Annotated in this window: 21 protein-coding genes and 1 tRNA gene; 7 read left to right on the top strand and 15 right to left on the bottom strand. The window is 62.6% G+C overall.

Going from position 1 to position 24,601, the window contains the following annotated elements; all coding sequences use genetic code 11:
* The first annotated feature begins 238 nt into the window (after nucleotides 1-238).
* Nucleotides 239-1,738 (top strand): polyamine aminopropyltransferase, encoded by a 1,500-nt coding sequence (locus AB6Q56_RS15655; protein ID WP_434514005.1) that lies wholly within the window; start codon nucleotides 239-241, stop codon nucleotides 1,736-1,738.
* On the opposite strand, the gene AB6Q56_RS15650 is transcribed toward AB6Q56_RS15655, so the two are convergent.
* From AB6Q56_RS15650 to AB6Q56_RS15610, 9 genes are all read right to left on the bottom strand, one after another.
* Nucleotides 1,728-3,473: a putative bifunctional diguanylate cyclase/phosphodiesterase gene (locus AB6Q56_RS15650; RefSeq protein WP_434514004.1), complete on the bottom strand. Its 1,746-nt coding sequence runs from the start codon at nucleotides 3,471-3,473 to the stop codon at nucleotides 1,728-1,730. The genes AB6Q56_RS15655 and AB6Q56_RS15650 overlap by 11 nt on opposite strands.
* A 14-nt stretch (nucleotides 3,474-3,487) precedes the next feature.
* Nucleotides 3,488-4,579 carry a redox-regulated ATPase YchF gene (gene ychF / locus AB6Q56_RS15645; RefSeq protein ID WP_434514003.1) on the bottom strand — a complete coding sequence of 364 codons (1,092 nt, stop codon included), beginning with the start codon at nucleotides 4,577-4,579 and terminating at the stop codon, nucleotides 3,488-3,490.
* An 8-nt stretch (nucleotides 4,580-4,587) separates the two neighbouring features.
* Nucleotides 4,588-5,166, bottom strand: a complete 579-nt coding sequence (gene pth, locus AB6Q56_RS15640; RefSeq protein WP_434514002.1) for an aminoacyl-tRNA hydrolase — start codon at nucleotides 5,164-5,166, stop codon at nucleotides 4,588-4,590.
* Between the two features lie 69 nt (nucleotides 5,167-5,235).
* The gene (locus tag AB6Q56_RS15635) at nucleotides 5,236-5,838 is read right to left on the bottom strand and encodes a 50S ribosomal protein L25/general stress protein Ctc (RefSeq protein WP_434514001.1); all 603 of its coding nucleotides are present in this window, start codon (nucleotides 5,836-5,838) and stop codon (nucleotides 5,236-5,238) included.
* 57 nt (nucleotides 5,839-5,895) lie between these two features.
* A complete protein-coding gene (locus AB6Q56_RS15630) occupies nucleotides 5,896-6,846 on the bottom strand; it encodes a ribose-phosphate pyrophosphokinase (protein WP_434514000.1) in 951 nt (316 codons plus the stop codon).
* 90 nt (nucleotides 6,847-6,936) lie between these two features.
* Nucleotides 6,937-7,013: transfer RNA gene (locus AB6Q56_RS15625), tRNA-Gln, on the bottom strand.
* Between the two features lie 74 nt (nucleotides 7,014-7,087).
* Complete coding sequence (gene ispE, locus AB6Q56_RS15620; protein WP_434513999.1) at nucleotides 7,088-7,936, bottom strand: 4-(cytidine 5'-diphospho)-2-C-methyl-D-erythritol kinase; 849 nt, start codon at nucleotides 7,934-7,936, stop codon at nucleotides 7,088-7,090.
* Nucleotides 7,933-8,505, bottom strand: a complete 573-nt coding sequence (lolB, locus tag AB6Q56_RS15615; protein WP_434513998.1) for a lipoprotein insertase outer membrane protein LolB — start codon at nucleotides 8,503-8,505, stop codon at nucleotides 7,933-7,935. The genes ispE and lolB overlap by 4 nt, the downstream gene beginning before the upstream one ends.
* Nucleotides 8,506-8,513: 8 nt before the next feature.
* Complete coding sequence (locus AB6Q56_RS15610) at nucleotides 8,514-10,229, bottom strand: tetratricopeptide repeat protein (protein ID WP_434513997.1); 1,716 nt, start codon at nucleotides 10,227-10,229, stop codon at nucleotides 8,514-8,516.
* Between the two features lie 100 nt (nucleotides 10,230-10,329).
* Here AB6Q56_RS15610 and mutM point away from each other — a divergent pair, with 100 nt between their 5' ends.
* Nucleotides 10,330-11,163, top strand: a complete 834-nt coding sequence (gene mutM / locus AB6Q56_RS15605) for a bifunctional DNA-formamidopyrimidine glycosylase/DNA-(apurinic or apyrimidinic site) lyase (protein ID WP_434513996.1) — start codon at nucleotides 10,330-10,332, stop codon at nucleotides 11,161-11,163.
* Nucleotides 11,164-11,229: 66 nt separating this feature from the next.
* Nucleotides 11,230-13,179, top strand: coding sequence for a dynamin family protein (locus tag AB6Q56_RS15600; protein WP_434513995.1), 1,950 nt, complete (start codon nucleotides 11,230-11,232; stop codon nucleotides 13,177-13,179).
* A 73-nt stretch (nucleotides 13,180-13,252) separates the two neighbouring features.
* On the opposite strand, the gene AB6Q56_RS15595 is transcribed toward AB6Q56_RS15600, so the two are convergent.
* From AB6Q56_RS15595 to AB6Q56_RS15575, 5 genes are read right to left on the bottom strand one after another with little or no spacing between them, the layout of a single operon-like run.
* The gene (locus AB6Q56_RS15595) at nucleotides 13,253-13,510 is read right to left on the bottom strand and encodes a YfhL family 4Fe-4S dicluster ferredoxin (protein ID WP_434513994.1); all 258 of its coding nucleotides are present in this window, start codon (nucleotides 13,508-13,510) and stop codon (nucleotides 13,253-13,255) included.
* A 17-nt stretch (nucleotides 13,511-13,527) separates the two neighbouring features.
* Nucleotides 13,528-14,022, bottom strand: coding sequence for a pantetheine-phosphate adenylyltransferase (gene coaD, locus AB6Q56_RS15590; RefSeq protein ID WP_434513993.1), 495 nt, complete (start codon nucleotides 14,020-14,022; stop codon nucleotides 13,528-13,530).
* Entirely contained in the window at nucleotides 14,019-14,561 is a 543-nt protein-coding gene (gene rsmD / locus AB6Q56_RS15585; RefSeq protein ID WP_434513992.1) for a 16S rRNA (guanine(966)-N(2))-methyltransferase RsmD, read from the bottom strand. The genes coaD and rsmD overlap by 4 nt, the downstream gene beginning before the upstream one ends.
* The gene (locus tag AB6Q56_RS15580; protein WP_434513991.1) at nucleotides 14,558-15,847 is read right to left on the bottom strand and encodes a M16 family metallopeptidase; all 1,290 of its coding nucleotides are present in this window, start codon (nucleotides 15,845-15,847) and stop codon (nucleotides 14,558-14,560) included. The genes rsmD and AB6Q56_RS15580 overlap by 4 nt, the downstream gene beginning before the upstream one ends.
* Nucleotides 15,848-15,858: 11 nt before the next feature.
* A complete protein-coding gene (locus AB6Q56_RS15575) occupies nucleotides 15,859-17,217 on the bottom strand; it encodes a M16 family metallopeptidase (RefSeq protein WP_434513990.1) in 1,359 nt (452 codons plus the stop codon).
* Nucleotides 17,218-17,326: 109 nt separating this feature from the next.
* On the opposite strand from AB6Q56_RS15575, the gene ftsY reads away from it, so the two are divergent.
* The 4 genes from ftsY (at nucleotide 17,327) to AB6Q56_RS15555 (ending at nucleotide 21,474) form a co-directional block, all read left to right on the top strand.
* Nucleotides 17,327-18,316 carry a signal recognition particle-docking protein FtsY gene (ftsY, locus tag AB6Q56_RS15570; protein ID WP_434513989.1) on the top strand — a complete coding sequence of 330 codons (990 nt, stop codon included), beginning with the start codon at nucleotides 17,327-17,329 and terminating at the stop codon, nucleotides 18,314-18,316.
* Nucleotides 18,313-18,966 carry a cell division ATP-binding protein FtsE gene (locus tag AB6Q56_RS15565; protein ID WP_434513988.1) on the top strand — a complete coding sequence of 218 codons (654 nt, stop codon included), beginning with the start codon at nucleotides 18,313-18,315 and terminating at the stop codon, nucleotides 18,964-18,966. Before ftsY ends, AB6Q56_RS15565 begins: the two co-directional genes overlap by 4 nt.
* On the top strand, nucleotides 18,963-19,862 hold the full coding sequence (ftsX, locus tag AB6Q56_RS15560) for a permease-like cell division protein FtsX (protein WP_434513987.1): 900 nt from the start codon (nucleotides 18,963-18,965) through the stop codon (nucleotides 19,860-19,862). Before AB6Q56_RS15565 ends, ftsX begins: the two co-directional genes overlap by 4 nt.
* Before the next feature lie 70 nt (nucleotides 19,863-19,932).
* Complete coding sequence (locus tag AB6Q56_RS15555) at nucleotides 19,933-21,474, top strand: NAD(P)-binding protein (RefSeq protein ID WP_434513986.1); 1,542 nt, start codon at nucleotides 19,933-19,935, stop codon at nucleotides 21,472-21,474.
* Here AB6Q56_RS15555 and AB6Q56_RS15550 read toward each other — a convergent pair.
* On the bottom strand, nucleotides 21,459-24,566 hold the full coding sequence (locus AB6Q56_RS15550) for a PhnD/SsuA/transferrin family substrate-binding protein (protein ID WP_434513985.1): 3,108 nt from the start codon (nucleotides 24,564-24,566) through the stop codon (nucleotides 21,459-21,461). The genes AB6Q56_RS15555 and AB6Q56_RS15550 overlap by 16 nt on opposite strands.
* Nucleotides 24,567-24,601: the final 35 nt, after the last annotated feature.

Raw genomic sequence — 24,601 nt, 5'->3', positions numbered from 1 at the left:
AGCAAGAAGACGGATTCTCTTCAGATCATACCGCCCCTCCAACGTTCCATGCGTTTCGGGTTAGCATCCGGGTGGTCTGCTTCGCAATTAACTGAATATGAAAGCTTGTCTTTGCTCCGCTGGCGGTGTTGCTCATCCTCGTGATAGCACCGGCTATCGCTGCAGTTCGCGCCTGGCCAGCGGCCCAAATCCTACGCTTTCACGCTATTCAGTTAATTGCGAAGCGGACCACTAACCGATGCGCCACGCCCTCCTCTTTTCCGTCTTCGTCATTGCCTCCTGCGGGCTGGCCTACGAGCTGATCGCCGGTGCCCTGTCGTCCTACCTGCTGGGCGATTCGGTAATGCAGTTCTCGACGGTGATCGGTACCTACCTGTTTGCCATGGGTGTCGGTTCGTGGCTCTCCAAGTACATTGTCCGCGACCTGATCGGCCGCTTCATCCAGATCGAGTTGATGGTCGGCCTGCTCGGTGGTTTTTCCGCGGTCGGGTTGTTCCTGGTGTTCACCTGGCTCTCGGCGCCGTTCAAGCTGGTGCTCTACCTCGTGGTGTTTGCCGTCGGCGTGCTGGTCGGCCTCGAAATCCCGCTGGTCATGCGCATACTCAAGCGCGAGCTGGCTTTCAAGGATCTGGTGTCGCAGGTGCTGACCTTCGATTATCTCGGCGCGCTGGCGGTGTCCATCCTGTTTCCGCTCATTCTGGCGCCGCACTTGGGCATGGTGCGCACCGGATTGCTTTTCGGCGTGCTCAATGTGGCGGTGGCGCTGTGGGCGCTGCATCTGTTCCGCGAGCAGTTGCCGGCTCGTCGCGCGCTGCTGGTGCAGAGCTGGGGCGTATTCGGCCTGCTGCTCGCCGGCTTTGCCGGAGCCGGTCAGCTGACGAGTCTGGCCGAGGCGCATGTCTATGCCGATGAAATCGTTCATGCCGAATCGACACCCTACCAGCGCATCGTGGTTACCCGTTGGCGCGACGATCTGCGCTTGTTCCTGAACAACAACCTGCAGTTTTCGTCGCACGACGAATATCGCTATCACGAGGCGCTGGTCCACCCTGGCCTGGCCAGCCTGCCCGGGGCGAGGCGCGTACTGGTGCTGGGCGGCGGCGATGGGCTGGCGGTGCGCGAAATCCTCAAGTATCCGGCAGTCGAGTCGGTCACCCTGGTCGACCTCGATCCCGCCATGACCGAGCTGTTCTCGACGGCTCCGGCGCTGGTGGCCTTGAACGAGGGGGCGCTGAAGGCGGATCGGGTGAGGGTCGTCAACGCCGATGCCCTGCAGTGGTTGGAGGAGAGCAGGGAGTATTTCGATTTCATCGTCATCGACTTTCCCGATCCGTCGAATTTCGCGCTCGGCAAGCTCTATACCTCGGCCTTCTATCGGTTGATTGAAAAGCGACTGTCGGCCAACGGTCTGCTGGTGGTCCAATCGACATCGCCGCTCTATGCCCGGCAGTCGTTCTGGTGCGTGGTGGCGACGCTGGAAAACGTTGGCTTCAAGACCGCGCCCTACCATGCGCAGGTGCCGTCATTCGGCGAGTGGGGCTACATCATCGCCGGGCGCCATTCCTTTGTTCCGGCGCCGGTGGCGACGCCCAAAACGCGTTACCTGACGCCGGAGAGCATTCCGGGGCTGTTTGTCTTTCCGGCGGATATGGGGCGGGTTCCCGCCGAAGTGAACCAGTTGAACAACCAGGTTCTGGTGCGTTATTTCGAAGCCGAGTGGCGCAAGGTCATCCGATGATCTCGGGGTGTGCCTTCAGGTAGACAACCACGTCCTCGAAGGGCATGGGTTTGCTGTACAGGTAGCCCTGTAGGACATCGCAGCCGAGCTGGGCCAGAAAGTCGCGCTGGGCCTCGGTCTCGACGCCTTCGGCAACGAGTTCCAGGCCCAGGCTGTGGCCCATGGCAATCGTTGCGGTACAAATGGCCGCATCGTTGACGTCTGTTTCGATGTCGGTGACGAATGAGCGGTCGAGCTTCAGGCGATTGATCGGCAGGTGCTTGAGGTAGGCCAGTGACGAATAGCCGGTACCGAAGTCGTCGATGGCCAGCATGATGCCCATGGCGGATAGCTGGTCGAGGATCGACAGCGTGATCTCCGGGTTCTGCATGGCCGTGCTTTCCGTGATTTCGAGTTCGATATCCCGCGGATTCAGTTCATAGCAGGCCAGGGCGCCCTGGATGAGCAGCAGCAGGTTTTCGTGGCGAAGTTGCTGTGCCGAAATGTTGATGGCCAGGCGAACGTCGTTGATGCCATGTTCGCGTAGTCGGCGCGTGAGCCGGCAGGCTTCCCAGATCACCCAGTCGCCCAGCGGCTGGATCAGGCCGGTTTCTTCGGCCATGGTTATGAAGCGCAGGGGGGAGACCATGCCGAAGGTCGGATTCTTCCAGCGCAGCAAGGCCTCGAGGCCGACGACGCGTTCGGTTGCCGTATCGATCTGCGGTTGCAGATGCAGCGAAAACTGGCAGTTTTCAGGGGATATGGTCGAGATCGCATGGCGAAGCTCGTTTTCCAGCTGCAGGCGTTCGCCGGCCGCTTCGTTCATTCGCGAGGCGTAGAACTGATGGTTGTTCCGGCCGGCATTCTTGGCGTGGTACATCGCCGAATCGGCGTTGCGCAGCAGCAGGCCCGGATCGCTGCCGTCGCCCGGGTAGAGGCTGATGCCGATGCTCGGCGTGGTGTACAGCAGGTGCTCACCGACCCAGTAGTTCTCGGCAACGGCCACCTGGATCTTGTTGGCGACGCGGGCTGCGGTCTGCGGCCCTTCGATCTCGGGCAGGACGACGACGAACTCATCGCCTCCCAGGCGGGCGACAAGATCGCTGGCGCGTACCGATTCGCGCAGGCGACGGGCAACCTGCTGCAACAATTCATCGCCGGTATGGTGGCCCAGGGTGTCGTTGATGTTCTTGAAATTGTCGAGGTCGATCAACATCAGGGCCAACTGGCGGCCTTCCCGCTCGCAGACGCGGAGGGCATGGGCGAGCTGGGATTCGAAGGCCAGGCGATTGGGCAGGTGGGTCAGGACGTCATGGTAGGCGAGCTGAGCCAGGCGGTCGGCCGCCTGTTTGCTGGCGCTGATGTCGGTGAAGTTGGCGACGTAGTTGCTGATCAGCCCCCGGTCATCGCGGACGACCGAGATGCATAGCCATTTGGGGTAGATGCTGCCGTCCTTGCGTCGGTCCCATATCTCGCCTTCCCAGGTGTCGTACTGGGACAGGCTCTCCCACATGGCGTTATAGAACTCCGGAGCGGCATTTCCGGAGGCCAGGATGCTGGGGTTCCGGCCGACCACTTCGGCGGCGGTGTAACCGGTCAGTCGCGTGAAAGCTTCATTGACCGCGATGATGCGGTTTGCGCCGTCGGAAACGAGCACCGCTTCGTGGCTTTGCTCGTAGGCACGCCACAAGACGGCCGATGACAGCGGAAAACCGTCGTCGGTATCGTTCGGCGGCGGGTTTTCCGAGGGCATCATCGACGGCGAGTAACTTAGACGTTGAACAGGAAATTGAGCACGTCGCCATCCTTGACGACATATTCCTTGCCTTCGGCGCGCATCTTTCCGGCTTCCTTGGCGCCCGTTTCACCTTTGTAGGTGATGAAGTCGTCGAAGGCGATGGTCTGGGCGCGGATGAAGCCGCGTTCGAAGTCGGTGTGGATGACGCCGGCCGCTTGCGGCGCGGTGTCGCCGGCGTGGATGGTCCACGCACGGACTTCCTTGACGCCCGCCGTGAAGTAGGTCTGCAGGCCGAGCAGCTTGTAGCCAGCGCGGATCAGGCGGTCGAGGCCGGCTTCGTGCAGGCCCATCGATTCCAGGAAGTCGACCTTGTCGGCGTCGTCGAGGTCGGCGATCTCCGCTTCGATCGAGGCGCAGAGGGCGACGACCTGCGAGCCTTCCTCGGCGGCGTGGGCTTCCACCTTGGCCAGCAGCGGATTGTCGGTGAAGCCGTCTTCGGCCACGTTGGCGGCGTAGAGCACCGGCTTGGCGGTGATCAGGCAGAAGGGCTTGAGGCTGGCCCACTCTTCCTTCGACAGGTCGAGGCCGCGCACGGCCTTGCCCTGGTCGAGCTGGGCGAAACATTTCTCGAGTACGGCGACCAGGATCTTGGCTTCCTTGTCGCCGGAGTTGGCCGGCCGCTTGTAGCGGTTGAGCGCCTTTTCGACAGTGGCCATGTCGGCCAGCGCGAGTTCGGTATCGATGACCTCGATGTCGCGCAGCGGATCGACGCTGCCGGACACGTGGATCACGTTCGGGTCGTCGAAACAGCGCACGACATGCACGATGGCGTCGGTCTCGCGGATGTTGGCCAGGAACTGGTTGCCCAGGCCTTCGCCCTTGGAGGCGCCGGCGACCAGGCCGGCGATGTCGACGAATTCGACGATGGCCGGCTGGATCTTCTGCGGCTTGACGATTTCGGACAGCTTGGCGAGGCGCGGATCGGGTACTTCGACGATGCCAACGTTCGGCTCAATGGTGCAGAAGGGATAGTTTTCAGCCGCAATGCCCGACTTGGTGAGGGCATTGAAGAGGGTGGATTTGCCGACATTGGGCAGGCCGACGATACCGCATTTCAGAGACATGTTTTTCCTTAGACGGCTTTGCCGTGCAACTGTTGCTGGGCGCCGGCAAAGTCCCCGGCGGCGAGTTTGGGCCAGGCCAGCTGGCAACGGTGCAGGGCCTGTTCGATGTCCGGCAATTCTTCCTTGCGCGGCTGGTGCAATACAAAATCGGCGACCTGCTGGGCCAGACCGAGGGTGCGCGGATGGCCGATGCCCAGGCGCAGGCGCCAGAAATCCGGTGTGCCGAGCTTGGCCTGGATGTCCTTCAGGCCGTTGTGGCCGCCATTGCCGCCGCCCTGCTTGAGGCGGATGCCGCCCGGTGGCAGGTCGAGCTCATCATGGACGACGAGAATCTCGGAAGGTTCGATTTTGTAGAAATTGGCCAATGCCGCTACCGCCTGGCCGGAGCGATTCATGAAAGTAGTCGGCTGCAGCAACCAGAGTTCACCGGCGCGGGCTGCCTTGCCGTAGAACTTGCCTTGTGGGGCGAGCGACACCTTCAGCTTGTCGGCCAATTGGTCGACGAACCAGAACCCGACGTTGTGACGGGTGGTTTCGTATTCAGGCCCGGGGTTGCCGAGGCCGACGATGAGGCGGGGAGAGGTCATGCGCGCAGTTGTGAAAAGGCCGCCGGGGCAAGATGCCTGCGGCGGCCAATTGCAACGAAGGGGCCCGAATTACTCGGCAGCCGCTTCGCCTTCGGTGGCCTGGGCGCCGCCCTTGCCGACGATGCTGACCACGATCGGGTCTTCGCTGCCATGCTGAACCAGCTTGACGCCCTTGGGCAGCTTGACTTGCGAAGCGTGGATGTTGTCGCCGACGTTCAGTGCGCCGAGATCAACTTCGATGAACTCCGGCAGATCCTTGGCCAGGCAGTGGATATCCAGCTCGGTGGTGACGTGGTTGACCAGACCACCGTTCAGCTTGACGCCCGGGCCGGCTTCTTCGTTGGTGAAGTGCAGCGGCACCTTGATGTGCAATTCGTGGGTGGCATCGACGCGCTGGAAGTCGACGTGCAGGATCAGCTGCTTGTAGGCGTGCGTCTGGAAGTCGCGCAGCAGGACTTGTTCCTTCTTGCCGTCAATGACGAGGTTGATGATGGAAGAATGGAAGGCTTCCTTCTTCATCTTCAGCAGCAGGTCGTTGTGGTGGGTTTCGATGGCGACCGGGGCGGCCTCACCACCGTAAACGATGCCAGGCACCGTGCCAGCGCGACGCAGGCGGCGGCTCGCACCCGTTCCCTGCAACGAACGCGCTTGGGCGATAACTTCGAATTGCATGTTGATACTCCAGAATGTTTCCCGATCCGCGACCAGAACGGGAAGGTTAAAAAAAACTTAGTCGATGAACAGCGACGAAACGGAGTCGTCGTTGCTGATGCGGCGAATCGTTTCGGCCATGATGCCGGCGACCGACAGCTGGCGAATGCGCGGCGAAGCGGCGGCATCGTCACGCAGCGGGATGGTGTCGGTAACAACCAGGGCATCGAGGTCGGAGGTGTTCACGCGCTCGACAGCCGGGCCGGACAGGACAGGGTGGGTGCAGTAGGCGACGACCTGCTTGGCGCCGTTGGCCTTGAGGGCGGTGGCGGCCTTGCACAGGGTGCCGGCGGTGTCGACCATGTCGTCCATGATGATGCAGGTACGGCCTTCAACTTCGCCGATAATGTTCATCACTTCCGAAACATTGGCCTTCGGGCGGCGCTTGTCGATGATGGCCAGGTCGCATTCGAGGCGCTTGGCCAGCGAGCGGGCGCGGACGACGCCGCCGTGGTCGGGCGAAACGACCATCGGGTTTTCGTAATTCTGCTTCTTGATGTCTTCGAGCAGGATGGGCAGGGCGTAGATGTTGTCGACTGGAATGTCGAAGAAGCCCTGGATCTGTTCGGCGTGCAGGTCCATGGTCAGCACGCGGTCGACGCCGGAGGCGACGAGCATGTTGGCGACCAGCTTGGCGGCGATGGGCACGCGCGAGGAACGCGAGCGGCGATCCTGGCGGGCATAGCCGAAATACGGGATGGCGGCGGTGATGCGGCCGGCCGACGCGCGTTTCAGCGAATCGACGATGACCAGCAGTTCCATCAGGTTATCGTTGGTCGGCGCGCAGGTCGATTGCAGCACGAAGATGTCGCGGCCGCGGACGTGTTCCTGGAGTTCGACGGAGACTTCGCCGTCGGAGAAGCGGCCGACATTGGCACGACCCAGGTCGACATTGAGCTGTTCAGCGACGTCGGCAGCCAGCTTGGGATTGGCGTTGCCGGTGAAGACCATCAGGCTGTTGTAGGCCATTTCAACATTCCTCCGGGTTCGTGCATGCGCATTGCATTCGCCCGCCACAATGAAAATCGGGCAGGCTTGTGACCTGCCCGAAGGAAGCTTTGGCTGGGGAAGAAGGATTCGAACCTTCGAATGCCGGAATCAAAATCCGGTGCCTTGACCAACTTGGCGACTCCCCAGCGGGTCGCTCGAACGGGTTCGCGTTCAAGCGAGGCGCGAATAATACAGGAGCTGTTTTCGGAAATCCAGCCTTTTATTGAATTTTTGCCAACGGATGTTCCGGAAGTCCATCGGCAACCCAGGCGCGCATGCCATCGTGAAGGGCTTCCAGGGCGCCTTCTGCCGCGCTGCGCCGGGGAAAGCCGGCGAATACGCAGGCGCCGGAGCCGGTCATCATGGCGTTCGGATTTATTGTCTTGAGCCAGGCCAGGGCTGCGGCGACCGGCGGGAAGTTGGCGCAGGCGATGGCTTCGAGATCATTATGGCCGCTGCCGTGGCGCCAGTCTCCGGGGCGGATGGCCGGCGTGTCGCGCTTCAGCTCGGGAGCGCCGAAGATGGCGGCGGTTGGAACGTGTGCTTCCGGATGTACGACCAGATAGCTTTCGGCCGGTAGCGTGACATCGGTGAAGGCTTCGCCGATGCCTTCGGCGAAGGTGTTACGGCCATGCACGAAGACCGGTACGTCGGCGCCCAGCGTCAGGCCGAGCTTTTCGAGTTGCGGTCGGGTGAGGCCGGTCTGCCACAGGTGGTTGAGGGCGAGCAGCACGGTGGCGGCGTCGGAGGAGCCGCCGCCGAGCCCGCCGCCCATCGGCAACTGCTTGTCGAGGTGGATGGTGGCGCCCCGGCGGCAGCCGGTGGCCTGTTGTAGCAAGCGCGCGGCGCGTACGGTCAGGTCGCCGTCGGCCGGGACGCCGGGAATGGGGTTGGCGAGCACGATATCCCCATCGCTACGGGGATCGAAGTGCAGCGTATCGTAGCGGTCGATGAAGCGGAAGACAGTCTGCAGCAGGTGGTAGCCGTCGTCGCGCCGCCCGACGACGTGCAGAAAGAGGTTCAGTTTGGCGGGGGCGGGCCAGTCGCTGTCCCAGGTCCGGCGGTTCATGGCGTTTCTCTCCAGTCCTCGATGCGCAGTTTGAGTTCGACTTCGCCGGGGCGGACGATGGTCAAGCGTGCGGGCAGGGCTGTGGCGCGCTCGTCGTCGTAGGTGTAATCCACCTGCCAGCCGGCTTCGCTCAATCGGGCTGGGCGGCCCTGTTCGTCGGGTTCGATGGTGGCCGAGTGACCGCTGCGGCCGAGTAGCCAGGCGGGCAGACGCGCTACCGGTAGTGGCAGGCCGGTGGCCGCGATCATGAGCTCTTCAGGGTCGGCTGATTCTCTCTCCTGGCCGTCGCCTGTGCGCAAGGTGGCGCGCTGCGGGGTGATATCGATTTCAGCCAGGCCGTAACCGAGCGGGCTGGCCAGCAGGACGCGGTCGCGTTGTTCTGTATGGACCCAGGTCAGGCGTCCGTTGGCGCTCTGGGGCGCTTGTCCGGAAGGGGTGGCGCGCAGGGCAAAGCGCGCCTCCAGCGCAAAGTCGCGGATGCTGTCGCGTGCAAGCGGTGCGGCGGGAGGGAGCGCGGCGCAACCGGCCAGCAGGCCGATGGCCAGTATCGCGATGGAGCGGAGAATCAAGGCCGGTGTTAAGGCAAGAGTTTCTTGACGGTACCGGCCAGTGCCTCATTCTCCGGATAGGCCTTGTAGGCGTCGCGCAGGATACGCCGGGCCTCGTCCTTGCGCTCCAGCGTCCACAGGACTTCACCCAGGTGGGCGGCGATTTCCGGGTCAGCCTTGATCCGGTAGGCACGCTCCAGCGTCTGCAAAGCCTCGTTGAGCTTGCCTTGGCGATAGAGTACCCAGCCCATGCTGTCCATGATGAACGGATCTTCGGGGGCCAGCGCGAGGGCCTTGGCGATCAAGTCGTAGGCTTCGGGAAGCCGGAGATTACGCTCGGCCAGCGAATAGCCGAGTGCGTTCAGGGCGTGGGCATGATCCGGCTTGAGTGTCAGCAGGTGCTTGATGTGCATTTCCAGCAGCTCGGGTTTGCCGATCCGTTCAGCCGTCAGCGCGGCTTCGTAGAGCAGCTCGATATCGTTCGGTTGGGCGCTCAGCGCCCGGTCGAGAACGATGTAGGCATCGTTGTGGCGTCCGGCTTCGCGCAGTAGTTGCGATTCGGCCAACGCAAGCTGGGTCCGTTCGGCGGGCGTGCCGCTACGCGTGTCGCGCAGCAAGGACCGCGCTTCGTCGAGCTTGCCTTGCTGCATCAGAATCTGCGCGGCGCGCGAGCGGGCCGGGACGTATTGTTCGCCGCCCGCTACCTGGCGATAGTGGGCGAGCGCGGCATCCGGCTTCTTCTGTTCCTGATCCAGTTGGCCCAGGAAGAAATGAATGGTGTTCTTGTCCGGAAAATCGGTTTGCAGCAGATGCTCCAGCTGGCTGCGGCCGGTGGTCGTGTCGCCTTGCTGCAGCGCGAGCATGGCAACCGGGTAGATCACATCCGGATTGTCAGGGTTGGCGGCAATCAGGCGATCGAAATGATGACGCGATTCGTCGTAGCGTTTTTCGCTGATCAGGAGACGAGCCAGGGTCAGGCGGGCGTCGTTGGCGTTCGGGTTGCGACCGACGAATTCATCGAGACTGTCGATGGCAGTTTTGGGAGATTGTCTGGCCTGAAGCTGGGCGCGGGCAATGGCGGCCATTTCCCAGGCGGGGCGCAGCTGCAGCGATTTTTCGGTTTCAATCAGCGCACGCAGGTTGTCCCCGGCGTTGGCAGCGGCCTGAGCCATGGCGAAGTGCGCTTCCGGCAGCAGGTCGTACGGGGCGGCGACCTTATCGATCAGGCTCTGCACGGCTTTCTTGTCGGTGATTTTGCCGAGCATGCGGTTGAGGTGCAGCAGGTTACTGCCGATGTTCGGTTTGTCCTGTTCGAGTAGGGCCGCCAGTTGCGGTGCCAGGTCGTCGAGGCGGTTGGCCATGACCAGCAGCGAGGATTGTGTCTGGCGGGCCTTTGCCGAGTCTGGCTCGATTTCGAGCCAGAGTTTGGATAGCTCCAGCGCACGGTCGTATTGGCGTGCAAAACCGGCGATCTCGGTCGCCCGGGCGATGACCTTGGGGTCGCGCGTGCGCACGGCGAGGTCGGCCCAAGCATCGGAGCCCAGCTTGGGGTCGCCGCGTTGCAGCGCGAATTCGCCGACGAGTGCCTGGAAGACGGTACGGGCCAAGATATCCTCGCTCGAAGCGGGGGCGGCGGCTCGCTTGCTGCCTGAGCGTGCGGGCGGGTCGCCGGCTGCCAGGCCGAGTCCGCTGTGGGTTAATCCCAGTGCGAGGGTGAGGGCGGCGACGAGGAACTTCGATGGCATGGACGGCTTTCGGTCGAGGGCGGTGCGAATCTGGTGCTTGGAACGCATAGAATCCAATTAGTTTTGCGATGTTATTTGGGTTTGCGCGGAGGAACAAGCAATGCCGGAGTTGCCGGAGGTTGAAGTCTGTCGTCGCGGTATTGCGCCGGAACTGGTCGGGGAGGTCGTGCGGGGCGTGGTGATCCGGGTGCCGAGGTTGCGCCACGAGATTCCCGGGTTCCTGGTCGATCTGTTGCCGGGGTGCGAGATTGTTGCCGTGCGGCGGCGCGCCAAGTACCTGCTGATTGATTGCCGAGGCCGCGGTGTCGAGGGCTGCCTGATCATCCATCTGGGCATGTCGGGCAACCTGCGCTTCGTACCGCACGATCTGCCGCCGGAGAAGCACGATCATTTCGATCTGGTCCTTGCCGGCCAGATACTGCGTTTTGCTGATCCTCGTCGCTTTGGAGTCGTTTTGTGGCAACCGGGGCCGCCTGTCCAGGCCGAGCAGCACCCCTTGCTGGCCTCGCAGGGGCTCGAACCGCTGTCCGACGCGTTTACCGTCGACTGGTTCCATGCCGCCCTGGCGCGCCGTAGTGGTCCGATCAAACCGGCCCTGATGGATAGCCATCTGGTGGTCGGAATTGGCAACATCTATGCCTCGGAGAGCCTTTTCAGGGCCGGGATTTCGCCTTTGCGGGCAGCGAACCGGATTAGCCGGGATCGCTACGGAATCCTGGTGCCGGCCATCCGCGAAACGCTGTCGGACGCCATCGCCGCCGGCGGCAGCAGCATTCGGGATTATGTGCATAGCGATGGCGGGGCCGGGTGTTTCCAGATTCAGGCCGGGGTTTACGACCGCGCCGGCGAATCCTGCCTGCGGTGTGGCGGCGTGGTCAAACAAGTTCGCCAGGCCGGGCGCAGTACCTATTACTGCCCGGGGTGTCAGCATTAAATCTCTTCTGCAAGCCTCTGTTTTTATGCTAGATTGAGAATTCTGTTAGCACCCGGGAATGCAATTATGTCGCTGGCTGATCAATTTGCCGCCTATTCTGCCTGGCGCTCGCGCCTTGCCGCCAATGTTGGCGAACTTCAGAGCTGGCTGGGCCAAAATGAACTATCCGACGCCCAGAGCGACCTGCGTCTGACCCAGTTGCTCGAGCGGCTGCGTGAAGATCGCCTGAATGTCGCCTTTGTTGCCGAGTTCTCGCGCGGCAAGTCCGAGCTCATCAACGCCATTTTCTTTGCCGACTACGGGAACCGCATGTTGCCGTCGTCGGCTGGCCGGACCACGATGTGTCCGACCGAACTCCTGTTCGATGGAAACAAGCTGCCGTGTATCGAGTTGCTGCCGATCCAGACGCGCTCCTCGAATTCCAGTGTCAGTGAATACAAGCGTTTCCCCGACGAATGGACGCAGGTGGCGCTCGACACCAACTCGCCGGATGCGATGCAGGATGCTCTGCGTCATGTCAGCGAGACAACCCGGGTGACACCGGCGGAGGCAACGCGTTTGGGATTTGCGGTCGGTGAAGGTCAGGTCGATCTGTACACCGTCGGCGACGATGGTCTCGTCGAAGTGCCGCGCTGGCGCCATGCCATGATCAACTTCCCGCATCCCTTGCTCAAGCAGGGGCTGGTCATTCTGGATACGCCGGGTCTGAATGCCATCGGTGCCGAGCCGGAACTCACCTTGTCGCTACTCCCCAATGCGCACGCCGTCCTCTTCATCCTGGCTGCCGACAGCGGGGTGACACAGTCGGATATGGCCATCTGGCGTGAGCATATTTGTGGCGGAGGGGTGGCCCGGCGTGGTCGCATGGTCGTTCTGAACAAGATCGATGGCCAGTGGGATGAGCTGAAAACGCAGGACGAAATCGATGCCGAGATCCAGCGTCAGGTCGAGACGAGCGCGGACATCCTCGAGTTGCCGGCCGCTCAGGTATTCCCGGTATCGGCCCAGAAAGGCCTGGTTGCAAAGATCAACGGCGACGCCGCCTTGCTGGAAAAGAGCCGTCTGCCTTTGCTGGAGGCGGCGCTGTCCAAGGAACTGATTCCGGCCAAGCGCGACATCGTTTGCGACAGTACCGAAGGTGAGTTCGGCGATGTCAGCCGCCGCGTGCGCGGTTTGCTCGATTCGCGGATGGATGGCTTGCGCGAGCAATTGACTGAATTGACCGAGTTGCGCGGCAAGAACAAGGGCGTCGTCGAATACATGATGGGCAAGGTGCGGGCCGAAAAGGACGAGTTCGAGTCCGGTCTGCAGCGCTATTACGCCGTGCGCAGCGTCTTCTCCACGCTGACCAATAATTTGTTCGGTCATCTGGGGCTCGATGTCCTGCGCCAACTGACGCACGAAACGCGATCGACGATGGACGAAGCGGTTTTTTCGAAGACCTTGTCCGACGCGATGGCCAATTTCTTTGCCCGCTCACGCGAGGCGCTGACCAAGTCGAGCGACGAAATTGGTGAAATTCTGGCCATGATGGAGGCGGTTTACAAGAAATTCACCGTCGAGCATGGCCTGAAGCTCGGCTCGCCGACCAGCTTTTCGCTGTTGCGCTACGAAAAGGAACTGGATCGCCTGCAGGCCTGGTGCAACGATCATCTGAATACGATGATCAGCCTGATGACCCACGACAAGAAGAACATTACGCAGAAGTTCTTCGAGGAAGTCGCAGTCCAGGTGCGTCGCGCCTTCGAGCATGCCAACCGGGATGCCGAAGTCTGGTTGCGTGCGGTGATGGCGCCGATGGAGACGCAGGTTCGCGAACACCAGATTCAGCTGAAGCGCCGTCTGGAAAGCATCAAGCGCATTCATCAGGCGACCGATACGCTGGAAGATCGCATTGCCGAACTGGAAGGCGTCGAGGCCACCCTCAAGCAGCAGATCGCGGCACTCGAGGAAATTATCGGCCGCGTTCAGGAGATGCTGGTGCCGCTCGGCGACAGGGAATTGCGTGCGGCCTGATTTGCCATCCCGCCGATAAAGCCAATAAAAAACCCGCGAATGTCGCGGGTTTTTTATTGGAGCAGGCAGTCGCTCAGGAGCGCTTGTTGCCCGTCAGCTTTTCGTACTTGGCCCACAGCTGGTCTTCGTTTTCGACGTGGCTCGGGTCCTTGGGGATACAATCGACAGGGCAGACCTGAACGCACTGCGGTTCATCGTAGTGACCGACGCATTCCGTGCACTTGTTCGGGTCGATTTGGTAAATCTCTTCGCCCTGGGAGATCGCCTCGTTTGGGCACTCCGGTTCGCACACGTCGCAGTTGATGCACTCGTCGGTAATAATCAGAGACATAGCTGTTCCTCTCTCGGTTAAGCGGTAATTTTCGCCCGTAGGCGCTTTTCTACGCAAGGTTGCACAAATTTGCTGACATCGCCGCCCAGGCGCGCAATTTCGCGCACCATGGTAGCGGAGATAAACATGTATTGTTCGCCCGGGGTCAGAAATACGGTTTCGACCTCGGGATAGACGCTGCGGTTCATGCCCGCCATCTGGAATTCGTATTCGAAGTCGGATACGGCACGCAGGCCGCGAACGACGACCTTGGCATTCATCTCGTGCACAAAATCCATTAGCAGCGTGTTGAAACCGACGATTTCGACATTCTTCAGGTCACCCAGGATTTCCTGGGCCATCTGGACACGATCGGCGAGCGGGAAGCGCGGCTGCTTGGAGGGGCTTTCGGCGATGGCCAGGATGAGTCGGTCGAACAATGTGGCGGCGCGGCGGACCAAGTCTTCGTGACCGCGGGTGATCGGGTCGAAGGTGCCGGGGTAGATCGCAACGCGATGGTTAAGTTTGTTCAAGTTGTCTGTCGCCGCAACAAGTGAAAGTGGACTTCCCCCGCCTTGCCCTGGCGCACCGTGCGCCAATCGCCAAGCGATTCTATTTCGTGTTCTGCTTCGACGTAGATTGCTGCATCTTCGTTCAGTACGGCTGGAAGAAGTGCCTCCAGGCGTTCAATCCAGCCTTTTTTATAGGGTGGATCGAGGAAAATGAGGTCGAATTTTGCCTTCGTCGAGGCCAAATATTGTAGCGCATCCGCACGAATGATCTCCACCGCGCCCGGCTTATGGAGCAATTCGTGGTTTTCATGCAACGCGGCGAGTACTTTCGGCATTTGCTCGACCATGACGACCCGCACCGCGCCGCGCGAGGCAGCTTCGAAGCCGAGGGCACCGCTGCCGGCAAAAAGATCGAGGCAATGCCAGCCATCGAGATCCTGACCCAGCCAGTTGAACAGCGTTTCGCGGACACGGTCCGGTGTCGGGCGCAATCCCATGCTGTCCGGAAAGCGAAGAACACGTCGGCGGAATTCACCGCCAACGATGCGGACGGAGTTCAATCGGCGGCTACCGTCACGGTGATCAGATTTTCTGGTCGAACGCGGCGGGCAAAGGCCTGTTTTACGTCCTCGGCCGTGACCGCCTGAACCTTGGCCTGGTACTGGTCGAGATAATCGAGCGGCAGGTCGAAGAAACCGATGGTGGCAACGTTGTCGAGGATTTTCTTGTTGCTGTCGAGGCGCAGCGGGAAGCTGCCGATCAGGTTCGCCTTGGCAGCGGCCAGTTCCTCTTCGCTCGGGCCATTCTTCAGGAAGTCCGCTAGGATTTCGCGGGAAACCTTGATCGCATCCCCGGCTTGCGAGCGCTTGGTCTGCAGGCCGATCTGGAAGGGGCCGGTCTGCCGCATCGGGGCGAAATAGCTGTAGACGCTGTAGGCGTAGCCGCGCTTGTCGCGGACTTCCTTCATCAGGCGGGAGACGAAGCCGCCGCCGCCGAGGGTGTAGTTGCCGACGAGCAGCGGGAAGAAGTCGGGATTTCCACGCTCGATGGCCGGCAGGCCAATATAGACGTGGGCTTGGCTGGCCGGGTGGGCAAGCTTGATCTGGCCGCCCTTCGGGAGTTCGGGGGGGGCGGGCTGGGCTGCCACCTGGCCCTTGGGCAGTCCAGCGGTGATGGATTCGGCGATCGTTTCGGCCTCCTGGCGCGACAGGTCGCCGACCAAGGTGATGCTGGCGTTGGTGGCGTTGTAGTAGCGGGCGTGGAAGGCCGCCATGTCGTCGCGGCTCAGCGTGGACACACTCTCCGGCGTGGCCTGCCGGCCGTAGGGGTGGTCGGGGTACAGGGCTGCCCAGAAGGCTTTGCCGGCGATGCTGTCGGGGCGTGTCATTGCTTCCTTGAGGCCGGCGATAGTGCGCGCTTTTTCGCGCTCGAAGACGGCTGCGTCGAAATGCGGCGCATGCAGGACGCTCCTCAGGATGTCGAGTGCCGGATCGCGCTTGTCACGGGCTGACAGGGTACGCAGCGAGACACCCGCACGGTCGGTGTCGGCGCTGCCGCCGAGGTTGGCGCCGATGTCGGCGAGTTGTTCGGCGATTGCTGTTTCATCGAGCTTGCCGGCCCCGTTGTCGAGGGTGGCCCGGGTCAGGGCGGCGAGGCCGGATTTGCCTGGCGGATCGAAAGCCGAGCCGGCAGCGAAATCGACCTGTATGTCGAGCATGGGCAGGACGCGGCTTTCGACGAAATAGACGTGGGCGCCGGAGGGCGAAACCCAGTGTTCGATCTTGACGCCGGCCAGTGCGGTTTGAGCGACGAGGAGGGCGAAGGCTGCTGCGATCAGTCTTTTCATGGCTATTTTCATCAGTGGCGGGTGGCGACGGCCGGGCGGCGTGGCTTGCCGTCGAGCGGTTGCGGGTCGAGGATGCCGACGGTTAATGCATCGTCGTCGAAATATTTCTTGGCGACGGCCTGAATTTGTGCGGCAGTGACCTGCTGCAGCTTCTCGAGCATGCGGTCCAGCTTGCGGTAGGGTAGGCCGGCCGATTCAATCTGGCCGATCTCCATGGTCTGGCCGAACATCGAATCCTTCTTGTACACCTCGCTGGCGATCAACTGGGCCTTGGCGCGCTTCAGTTCGGTGGCGCTGACGCCATTCTGCTGGACGCGGACGATTTCGGCACGCAGGGCGGCTTCCAGATCAGCCACCGTCTTGCCTTCCGATGGGCTGCCATGCAGGTAGAGCATGCCGGGGCCGCGCGCCGTGCTGTCGTAGTCGATACCCGCCGACAGGGCGACCTTGTCCTCGCGCACCAGCTTCTTGTTGAAACGGGCGGCATCATGACCATCGAGAATGGCGGAGAGCATTTCCAGGGCGTAGGGGTCGCTGTCTTTCTCGATGTCGCGCAGGATGGGCGCCTTGTAGCCCATGATCAGCACAGGCAATTCGGCCGGGGCCTTGACCGTGACGCGGCGGGGGCCTTCCTGCTTCGGTTCGATCTGCTGGCGGCGCACTGGCAGGGGGCGCCCTTCCAGCGGGCCGTAATACTGTTCGGCCAGGGCGAAGACGGCCTTGTGGTCGACGTCGCCGGTGATCACGACGTAGGCGTTGTTCGGGACGTACCAGGTGTCGTACCAGGCCTTGGCGTCGGCGGCGGTCATCGTTTCCAGGTCGTTCATCCAGCCGATGATTGGCCGGCGGTAGGGGTGGGCCTGGAAGGCGACGGCGTTCATCTGCTCGAACAGCTTGGATTGCGGGTTGTCGTCGGTGCGCATGCGGCGCTCTTCCATGACGACCTTGATCTCCTGCTCGAACTCCTTGGCGTCGACGTTGAGATGGCGCATGCGGTCCGCTTCGAGCTGTATCACATCGGCCAGCTTTTCCTTGGGAATCTGCTGGAAGTAGGCTGTGTAATCGCGGCTGGTGAAGGCATTGTCCTTGCCGCCGGCAGCGGCGACACGCTTGTTGAACTCGCCGGGGCCGACGCTTGGCGTGCCTTTGAACATCATGTGTTCGAGGACGTGGGCGACTCCGGACTGGCCGTCGACCTCGTCCATGCTGCCGATGCGGTACCAGACCATCTGGACGGCAGTCGGCGCACGCCGGTCTTCCTTGACGATGACGCGCAGGCCATTCTTCAGCGTGGTTTCGTATGGGTTGGCCAAGGCTGCCGAGGACAGGCCGGCAGCGAGCAAAACGGAGAGCAGGTATTTGTGGCGCATGGGGTACGGGGGCTTTCTGCTAGAATTTGCGGCTGATTTTGCATCCAACCGGACGGCATCTTAACGGCTAGCCGCCCGCCTGTCAGCAAGGCTTGAGACCAACTTTCCCATGTTCAGTTTCCTGAAAAAAACCTCGTCCGACGCCAAGCCGGAAGTTTCGGCTGCCGCCGCTCCTGCCGAGGCCCCCAAACCTTCATGGCGCGAACGCCTGTTCCAGGGGCTGGCCAAGACCCGCGCCCAGTGGGGCGGCAAGCTTAAAACCATTTTTTCGCGCGGCAAGGTCGACGACGAACTGTTGGAAGAGCTGGAAACTCTGTTGCTGACCAGCGATGTCGGTATCGAGGCGACCACCCACCTGCTCGACGAACTGAAGAAAGCCGCCAAGCGCGACAAGCTGGAAACCCCCGAGGCTATCCAGAAGGCGTTGGCCGATGCACTGCTGGAAACGCTCAAGCCGCTCGAGCAACCGCTCGACGTCACGACCCACAAGCCCTACGTGATCATGATTGCCGGCGTGAACGGCGCAGGCAAGACGACGTCGATCGGCAAGCTGGCCAAGTATTTCCAGACCCAGGGCAAGAGTGTACTGCTGGCTGCCGGCGATACTTTCCGCGCCGCTGCACGCGAGCAGCTGCAAACCTGGGGCGAGCGCAACAACGTCACGGTCATCGCCCAGGAATCCGGCGACCCGGCGGCGGTGATCTACGACGCCATTGCTGCCGCCAAGGCGCGCGGTATCGACATCGTGCTCGCCGATACGGCTGGCCGTCTGCCGACCCAGCTGCACCTGATGGAGGAAATTGCCAAGGTGCGCCGCGTCATACAGAAGATCGAGCCGGAAGGCCCGCACGAGACCTTGCTCGTCCTCGACGCCAACATCGGCCAGAATGCGCTGCAGCAGGTCAAGGCCTTCGACAAGGCGATCAACGTGACCGGCCTGGTCCTGACCAAGCTCGACGGAACGGCCAAGGGCGGCGTGGTACTCGGCATCGCCCGGCAATGCCCGAAGCCGATCCGCTTCATCGGCGTCGGCGAGCAGATCGACGATCTGCGCCCCTTCTCCGCCAAGGACTTCGTGGACGCGCTGTTCGACCAATGATCGAAGCGAGCAACCTGACCAAGCGCTATCCAGGCGGCCTTGAGGCCGTCAAGGATGCCAGCTTCCGCATCGAGGCCGGCCAGATGGTCCTCATCACCGGTCATTCTGGCGCCGGCAAGACCACGCTGGTCAAGTTGATCTCGACCATCGAGCGGCCGACTTCCGGCAGCCTGGTGGTCAACGGCCAGAACCTGACCGCCCTGCGGCGCAGCGCCATGCCACACGTGCGCCGGCATTTCGGGATGGTTTTCCAGGATCAGAAGCTGCTGTTCGACCGCAGTGCGCTCGATAACGTCTTGCTGCCGCTGCAGATCGCCGGTTTGCCGCATCGTGAGGCGGTGCGCCGGGGGCGGGCGGCGCTCGACAAGGTGGGCCTGCTGGCGCGCGAGAAGGCCAATCCGATTGCGCTGTCCGGCGGCGAACAGCAACGGCTGGCCATTGCCCGCGCCGTGGTCAATCGGCCAACGGTGTTGATCGCCGATGAACCGACCGGCAATCTCGACAGCGAATCGGCTGCCGAAATCCTCGAAATCTTTGCCGACTTTCATCGCGTCGGCGTCACCGTGGTCGTCGCCACGCACGACCAGACCTGGATCGAGCGCTACCACCCCAATGTGTTGCGCCTGGATCACGGGAGGGTGGTCGCATGAACGCCTGGTTCTCCCAACACCGTGCCGCACTCGGGTTGGCCTTCCGCCGCCTGCTTGCCTCGCCCCTCAATACCTTGCTGTCGCTGCTCGTCATCGGCATTGCCCTGACCCTGCCGGCCTTCGGCTACATCGCTCTCGACAATCTGCGTGATCTTGGGCGCAACGCGACCGGCGTGCAGCAAATCAGCCTCTTTCTGAACCTGGATGCAGGCAAGAAGGATGTTGCTGAAATTGAAAACCGCCTGCGTTCGGCATCGGCCGGCAAGTGGCGTTTCGTTCCCCGGGAGGAGGCGCTGAAACGCATGCAGGCCAGCGAGGGCATGGCCGAAATCGTCGCCAGCCTGCCGCGCAACCCCTTGCCCGATGCCTTCATCGTCGAGCCGAAGAACACCGAGCCGGAGGCGCTGGAGATCATGCGCAAGGAAATCGCCGGTTGGCCCAAGGTCGCCCACGTCCAGCTCGATTCGGCCTGGATCAAGCGCTTCGACGCATTCCTGCGCCTCGGCAAACTGGCGCTGTGGATGCTGGCCGGCCTCTTCGCCGCTGGTCTGGTCGCCGTCACCTTCAACACCATCCGCCTGCAGGTCATGGCCCAGTCGGCCGAGATCGAGGTGGCACGGATGATTGGCGCGACCGATGGCTTTATTCGTCGGCCGTTCTACTACTTCGGCGCCCTGCAGGGGGCTCTGGGCGGCTTGCTGGCCGCTGCGCTGGTCGTCGGCGGGCTGTACCTGCTGGCGGCGCCGGTCGGCGAGCTGGCGGCGCTCTACGGCAGCGCCTTTGCCTTCCGCCAGCCCGCGGCCGGCGAGATTGCCGTACTGGCCGGCCTGGGAGCATTTCTCGGTTGGCTGGGCGCGCAGCTGTCGGTCAGCCTGTCGTTGCGGAAATTTGACTAGCCGGCGGGAGTTTCTGGCTAGCGTCGGGGCGGCCGCCCTGGCCGGCTGCGTTCCCTCAGGAAAACCACCGTTGCCACCGGGCGATCTGCTCGGTATGAACATGGCGCGCGGCCATCGTTTGCGCAATGCGGTGCTGCCGCCGCCGACGGCTACCCGGCAGACCGGCGCCCTGATCGTCGGCGGCGGCATCTCGGGCCTCTCCGCCGGGTGGTGGCTGGCGCGCCACGGCTACGACGATTTCACGGTGCTGGAGATTGATGATGTCCCGGGGGGAAACTCGCGGGGCGGGCAATCGCCGATGACTGCCTATCCATGGGGGGCTCACTACCTGCCCTTGCCCGGTCCGGAAGCCGTGCTCGTGCGCGAGCTGTTGGCCGAACTGGGAGTTTTGCAAGGCGACCCGTCCGCACCTCGGCCGACCTACGACGAACGCTATCTATGCGCCACGCCACAGGAGCGCGTCTATCGCGACGGACTCTGGGAGGAGGGCTTGTTGCCGCATCGCGGCCTGAATGCCGGCGAGCGTGCCCAGCAGCATGATTTCCAGGCGCGTATGGACGAACTGAAGCGGCTGCGCGGGCGCGATGGGCGTCGCGTTTTCGCCCTGCCCATGGCCCTTTCCAGCGCTGATGCCGAGTGGCGCTTGCTGGACCGCCTGTCTTTCCGGCAGTGGTTGCTCGACAACGGCTTTACGGCGCCCACACTGCACTGGCTGGCCAATTACGCCTGCCGCGACGATTACGGCTGTGATTACGCGCAGACCTCGGCCTGGGCCGGGCTGCATTATTTTGCCTGTCGCAACGGCGAAGCCGGCAACGCGGCCAGCGATACCGTCCTGACCGCGGCGGACGGTAACGGCTGGCTGGTGCGCGGCTTGGCGAAGGCCGTCGGCGAGCGCCTGGCCTGCGGCGCTGCAGTGGTGCGCATCGAGGAAGGCAAGGCCGGCGTCAGAGCCGATGTCTTGATCGGCGAGCGCATGGTGCGCTACCAGGCCCGGCAGTTGATCTGGGCCGCGCCGGCATTCGTGCTGCCCCACGCCTGGCCGGCGATGCCGGGCGAACTGAGGGCGGCAGCCCGGGCGGGCGACTACGCGCCCTGGCTGACGGCGAACCTGCATCTGTCGTCGTGGCCGGAGGAGCGCTATGGCGCGCCACCGGCATGGGACAACGTGTTCTACGACAGCCCGGGATTAGGCTATGTGACGGCCAGCCATCAACTGATGCGTCGCCACCAGGCCGGAACGGTATTCACTTACTATCGGGCACTCAACGACGTGACCCCGGCCGAGGGGCGCCGCCTGCTGCTGGAAACGCCGCGCGAAGCATGGGCCGAGGGCATCCTGGCCGAGCTCGAGCGGGTACATCCGGATATTCGCCGCCTGACCACGCGCCTTGACGTTTTCCGCAATGCCCACGCCATGCGCCGGCCGGTGCCCGGCGCCTTGTTCGACGGCCAGCGCGAGCGGCTGGCGAATTTCCGGCACCCCCGCATTTTCCTGGCGCATGCCGACCTGTCGGGCTTTTCCTTGTTCGAGGAGGCGCAGTATCGCGGCGTTGTCGCGGCTCGGCAGGTCTTGGCGCAGATCGGGCGGACCGCTCAGATGCCGAGCTGACGCAGGAGCAGCGACTTCAGCTCGTCCGGCTCCACGGGCTTGGTCAGGAAATCGTTCATGCCGGCCGCCAAGCAACGTTCGCGGTCTTCCGCGAAGGCATTGGCCGTCATCGCGATGATGGGCAGCAGCATGAATTCCGGCATCGCCCGGATGCGTCGCGTGGCTTCCAGGCCGTCCATTTCAGGCATCTGCATGTCCATCAATACCAGATCGTAGGGCTGGCGCTGGATCAGTTCGATGGCCTGCACGCCATTTCCGGCCGTGTCGGCGGTGACGCCCAGTTCGGCGAGCAGTTCGCGGGCGATCTCCTGGTTGATGAACTCATCCTCGACAATCAGGACGTGGCGACCGGCCAGCGTGGAATGGATGGCTTCCGGCGTGAGTCCGGCAATGGTCGAGCGCAGGGATTCCAGGGCTTCCTCATTGGGTTTCAGCCGAGCGGTAAACCAAAAACGGCTGCCTTGTCCGACCGTGCTGGTAACGCCGACCGTTCCGCCCATCAATTCGGCCAGGCGACGTGTGATGGCGAGGCCGAGGCCCGTGCCGCCGAATTTTCGACTGGTCGAACTGTCCGCCTGCTCGAAGTTCTTGAAGAGACGGGCGATGGATTCTTCGGGAATGCCCGGGCCGGTATCCTCGACCTCGAACCGGATTTCCACCTGCTCATCGTCCTCGGTTATGCGCCTGGCACGGATGCATATCCGGCCCTTTTCAGTGAACTTGATCGCATTGCCGACAAAATTGATCAGACACTGCGAGATACGGGTCGGGTCGCCGATCAGCGAATGCTTGAATTCGTCGGACTCGATCAGCAATTCCAGCCCTTTCTCGCGGGCGCGTTCGCCAAGCACGGAAACGACGCGCAGCAGGATGCTCCGGATGTCGACCGTCGTTTCGTCGAGGACCAGCTTGCCAGCCTCGATTTTCGAGATGTCGAGGATGTCGTTGATGACCGCCAGCAGGTGTTGCGAGGCGGAGTCGATCTTGTCCAGGCGATCGAGTTGTTCGAGGGTCGGCGCATCGCGGCGCAGCAGGTGAACCATGCCCAGCACGGCGTTGAGCGGCGTGCGGATCTCGTGGCTCATGTTGGCCAGGAAGGCGCTCTTAGAACGGCTGGATGCTTCGGCACCGAGGCGGGCAACCTCGAGCTGCTCGGTACGCTGCCGGACCTGCTCTTCAAGATGATTGCGGTGCAGCTCCAGTTCGCGCGTGATGCGCTGGCTTTCGCGGATGTCTGAAAAGGCGGTGACCGCGCCGACTGTGGCACCATTGCGGGTAATCGCCGAGACGGTCACGCGGGCGGGAAAGCCGCTGCCATCCTTGCACCAGAAGTAGTCGTCGTTGCGTCGGGTCTGGCCGTCGCGGATGGTATGCAGCAGTGCTGATTCGTCACACGGGAAAGCTTTGCCGTCAGCGCGATGGTGATGGAAAAGCGCATGCGTGTCGCGGCCGATAACCTCGTCTTCCGTGTAGCCGAGCAAGGCTAGTCCGGCGGGGTTGATGAAGGTGCATATGCCGTCGATGTCGGTGCCGTACACACCTTCGCCCAGTGTGCGCAGGATCATCTGTTGTTTCGATTCGCTGTGGAGCAGGGCCTGCTCGGTACGCGACAGTTCGCTCAGGTCGATGTCCAGGCAGTACATCACCGGCCCGGTGTCGGCTGCGTCGACGATGGCGTGGCTGGAGTAAACGTCGATCGGGCTGCCATCCTTGCGCATCAGGGTCAGCCGACCGGCTGGGATGCCCATCATGTTTTCGAACATCCAGCGCACGGCCTCCTTGGCATCGCTGCGCATGGCGGAGGGGATGATCAGGTCGAACAGCGACTTGCCGAGGGCTTCCGCCGCCGTATAGCCGTAGACCTTTTCCGAGGCTTGGTTCCAGTAGTGAATGGTGCCGTCAGGCGAATAGGCCTGGATGGCCAGGGCGTCGACATTCTCGAAAATCGTGCGAAAGCGGGTTTCGGCGCTTTGCACCCGGGCCAGGGCGCTGGCTGTGCGGGCGCGTTCGGCCTTGAGCTTGCGGACATTGCGCAAGAGGCCAAGGACGATCAATAACAGAACCATCATGCCAATGACGGTCGCGAGCGCGATCCCAATACCATACTGCCGCGCGACATCGACCCAGGTGAATTGCGGGGGGCTGTCGAAGGGGGGGAGACGAAACTGTTGCATCAGCCTGTCCACCGGCCGGTAATCTCCCGGGACCGTGAAACCGTGGATTTGCGCGGCCTGCGCCGCCAGACTGTTGTCCGGCAGGGATAGGAGGGTGGCGGCAACCTGCCGGGCCAGGTCGTCGTCGGTCCACGGCATGGCGGCAACCGGCCATTCCGGGTAGAGGCGGGTCGACAGGGCCTGTGGGTAGCGCTCGGCGGACTGCCGGTTGATGATGTGAATTTGCGACGGATCGAGCTTTCCTTCCCGTTGCATGCTCTCGATGACCCCCGTGCGGACAAAGGCTGCGTCTACCCGGCCGGCGAGCACCTCCTCGATGGCCCTGTCCTGTGGTTGGCCGGTTTCGACGACCTGCGCATCCCGTGGCAGTTCGATGCCGACAAGATGCAGCTCATAGGCCTGCATCAGGTAGCTGCCGAGCGAGGTGCGGCTGCTGGTTGCGATGCGTTTGCCGCGCAGGTCGCCAAGGCGCTGCATGTCGCGGCGGTCGCTGCGGCTCAGGATGACGCCGCCAAAAGTGGCCAGGTGCGTATCGCCAACGCGCTCGATCAGGGTGGCCAGAGGAGATGGCAAATCCTGTTCCTGCGCCAGTTGGACGTAATGAACCGGTTGCGTGAGGACAAAATCGACCTGCTTGTTCTTGACCGCGTCGGCAAGTTCTTCATAGTGCAGGGGGGCCAGAACGAGCGGCCGCTTAAGCTGCGTGTTGTTGAGGTGATCAATCAGCGGTTGCCAGCGCGCAGCGGTCTCGGCGATCGGCCGGTAAGCCAGCACGCCGAAGCGGGCAGGCGTTTTCGCGGCTGGAGCCGTCGCGCTGATCTCCTCTCCCACGGCCCCCCTCATGCCCATGCACAGCAGGATTGCCGCAACAATGTGACATATCCAGTTTTTCGGGAAAAAGCGGTAACGATAGGGCAAGCCAGCCTCGTGTCGATATGACGGTCAACCTCAAT

This window comes from Dechloromonas sp. ARDL1 (genome assembly GCF_051122455.1).
Taxonomy (GTDB): Bacteria; Pseudomonadota; Gammaproteobacteria; order Burkholderiales; family Rhodocyclaceae; genus Azonexus.
This window is presented reverse-complemented; position numbering and strand designations above follow the sequence as displayed.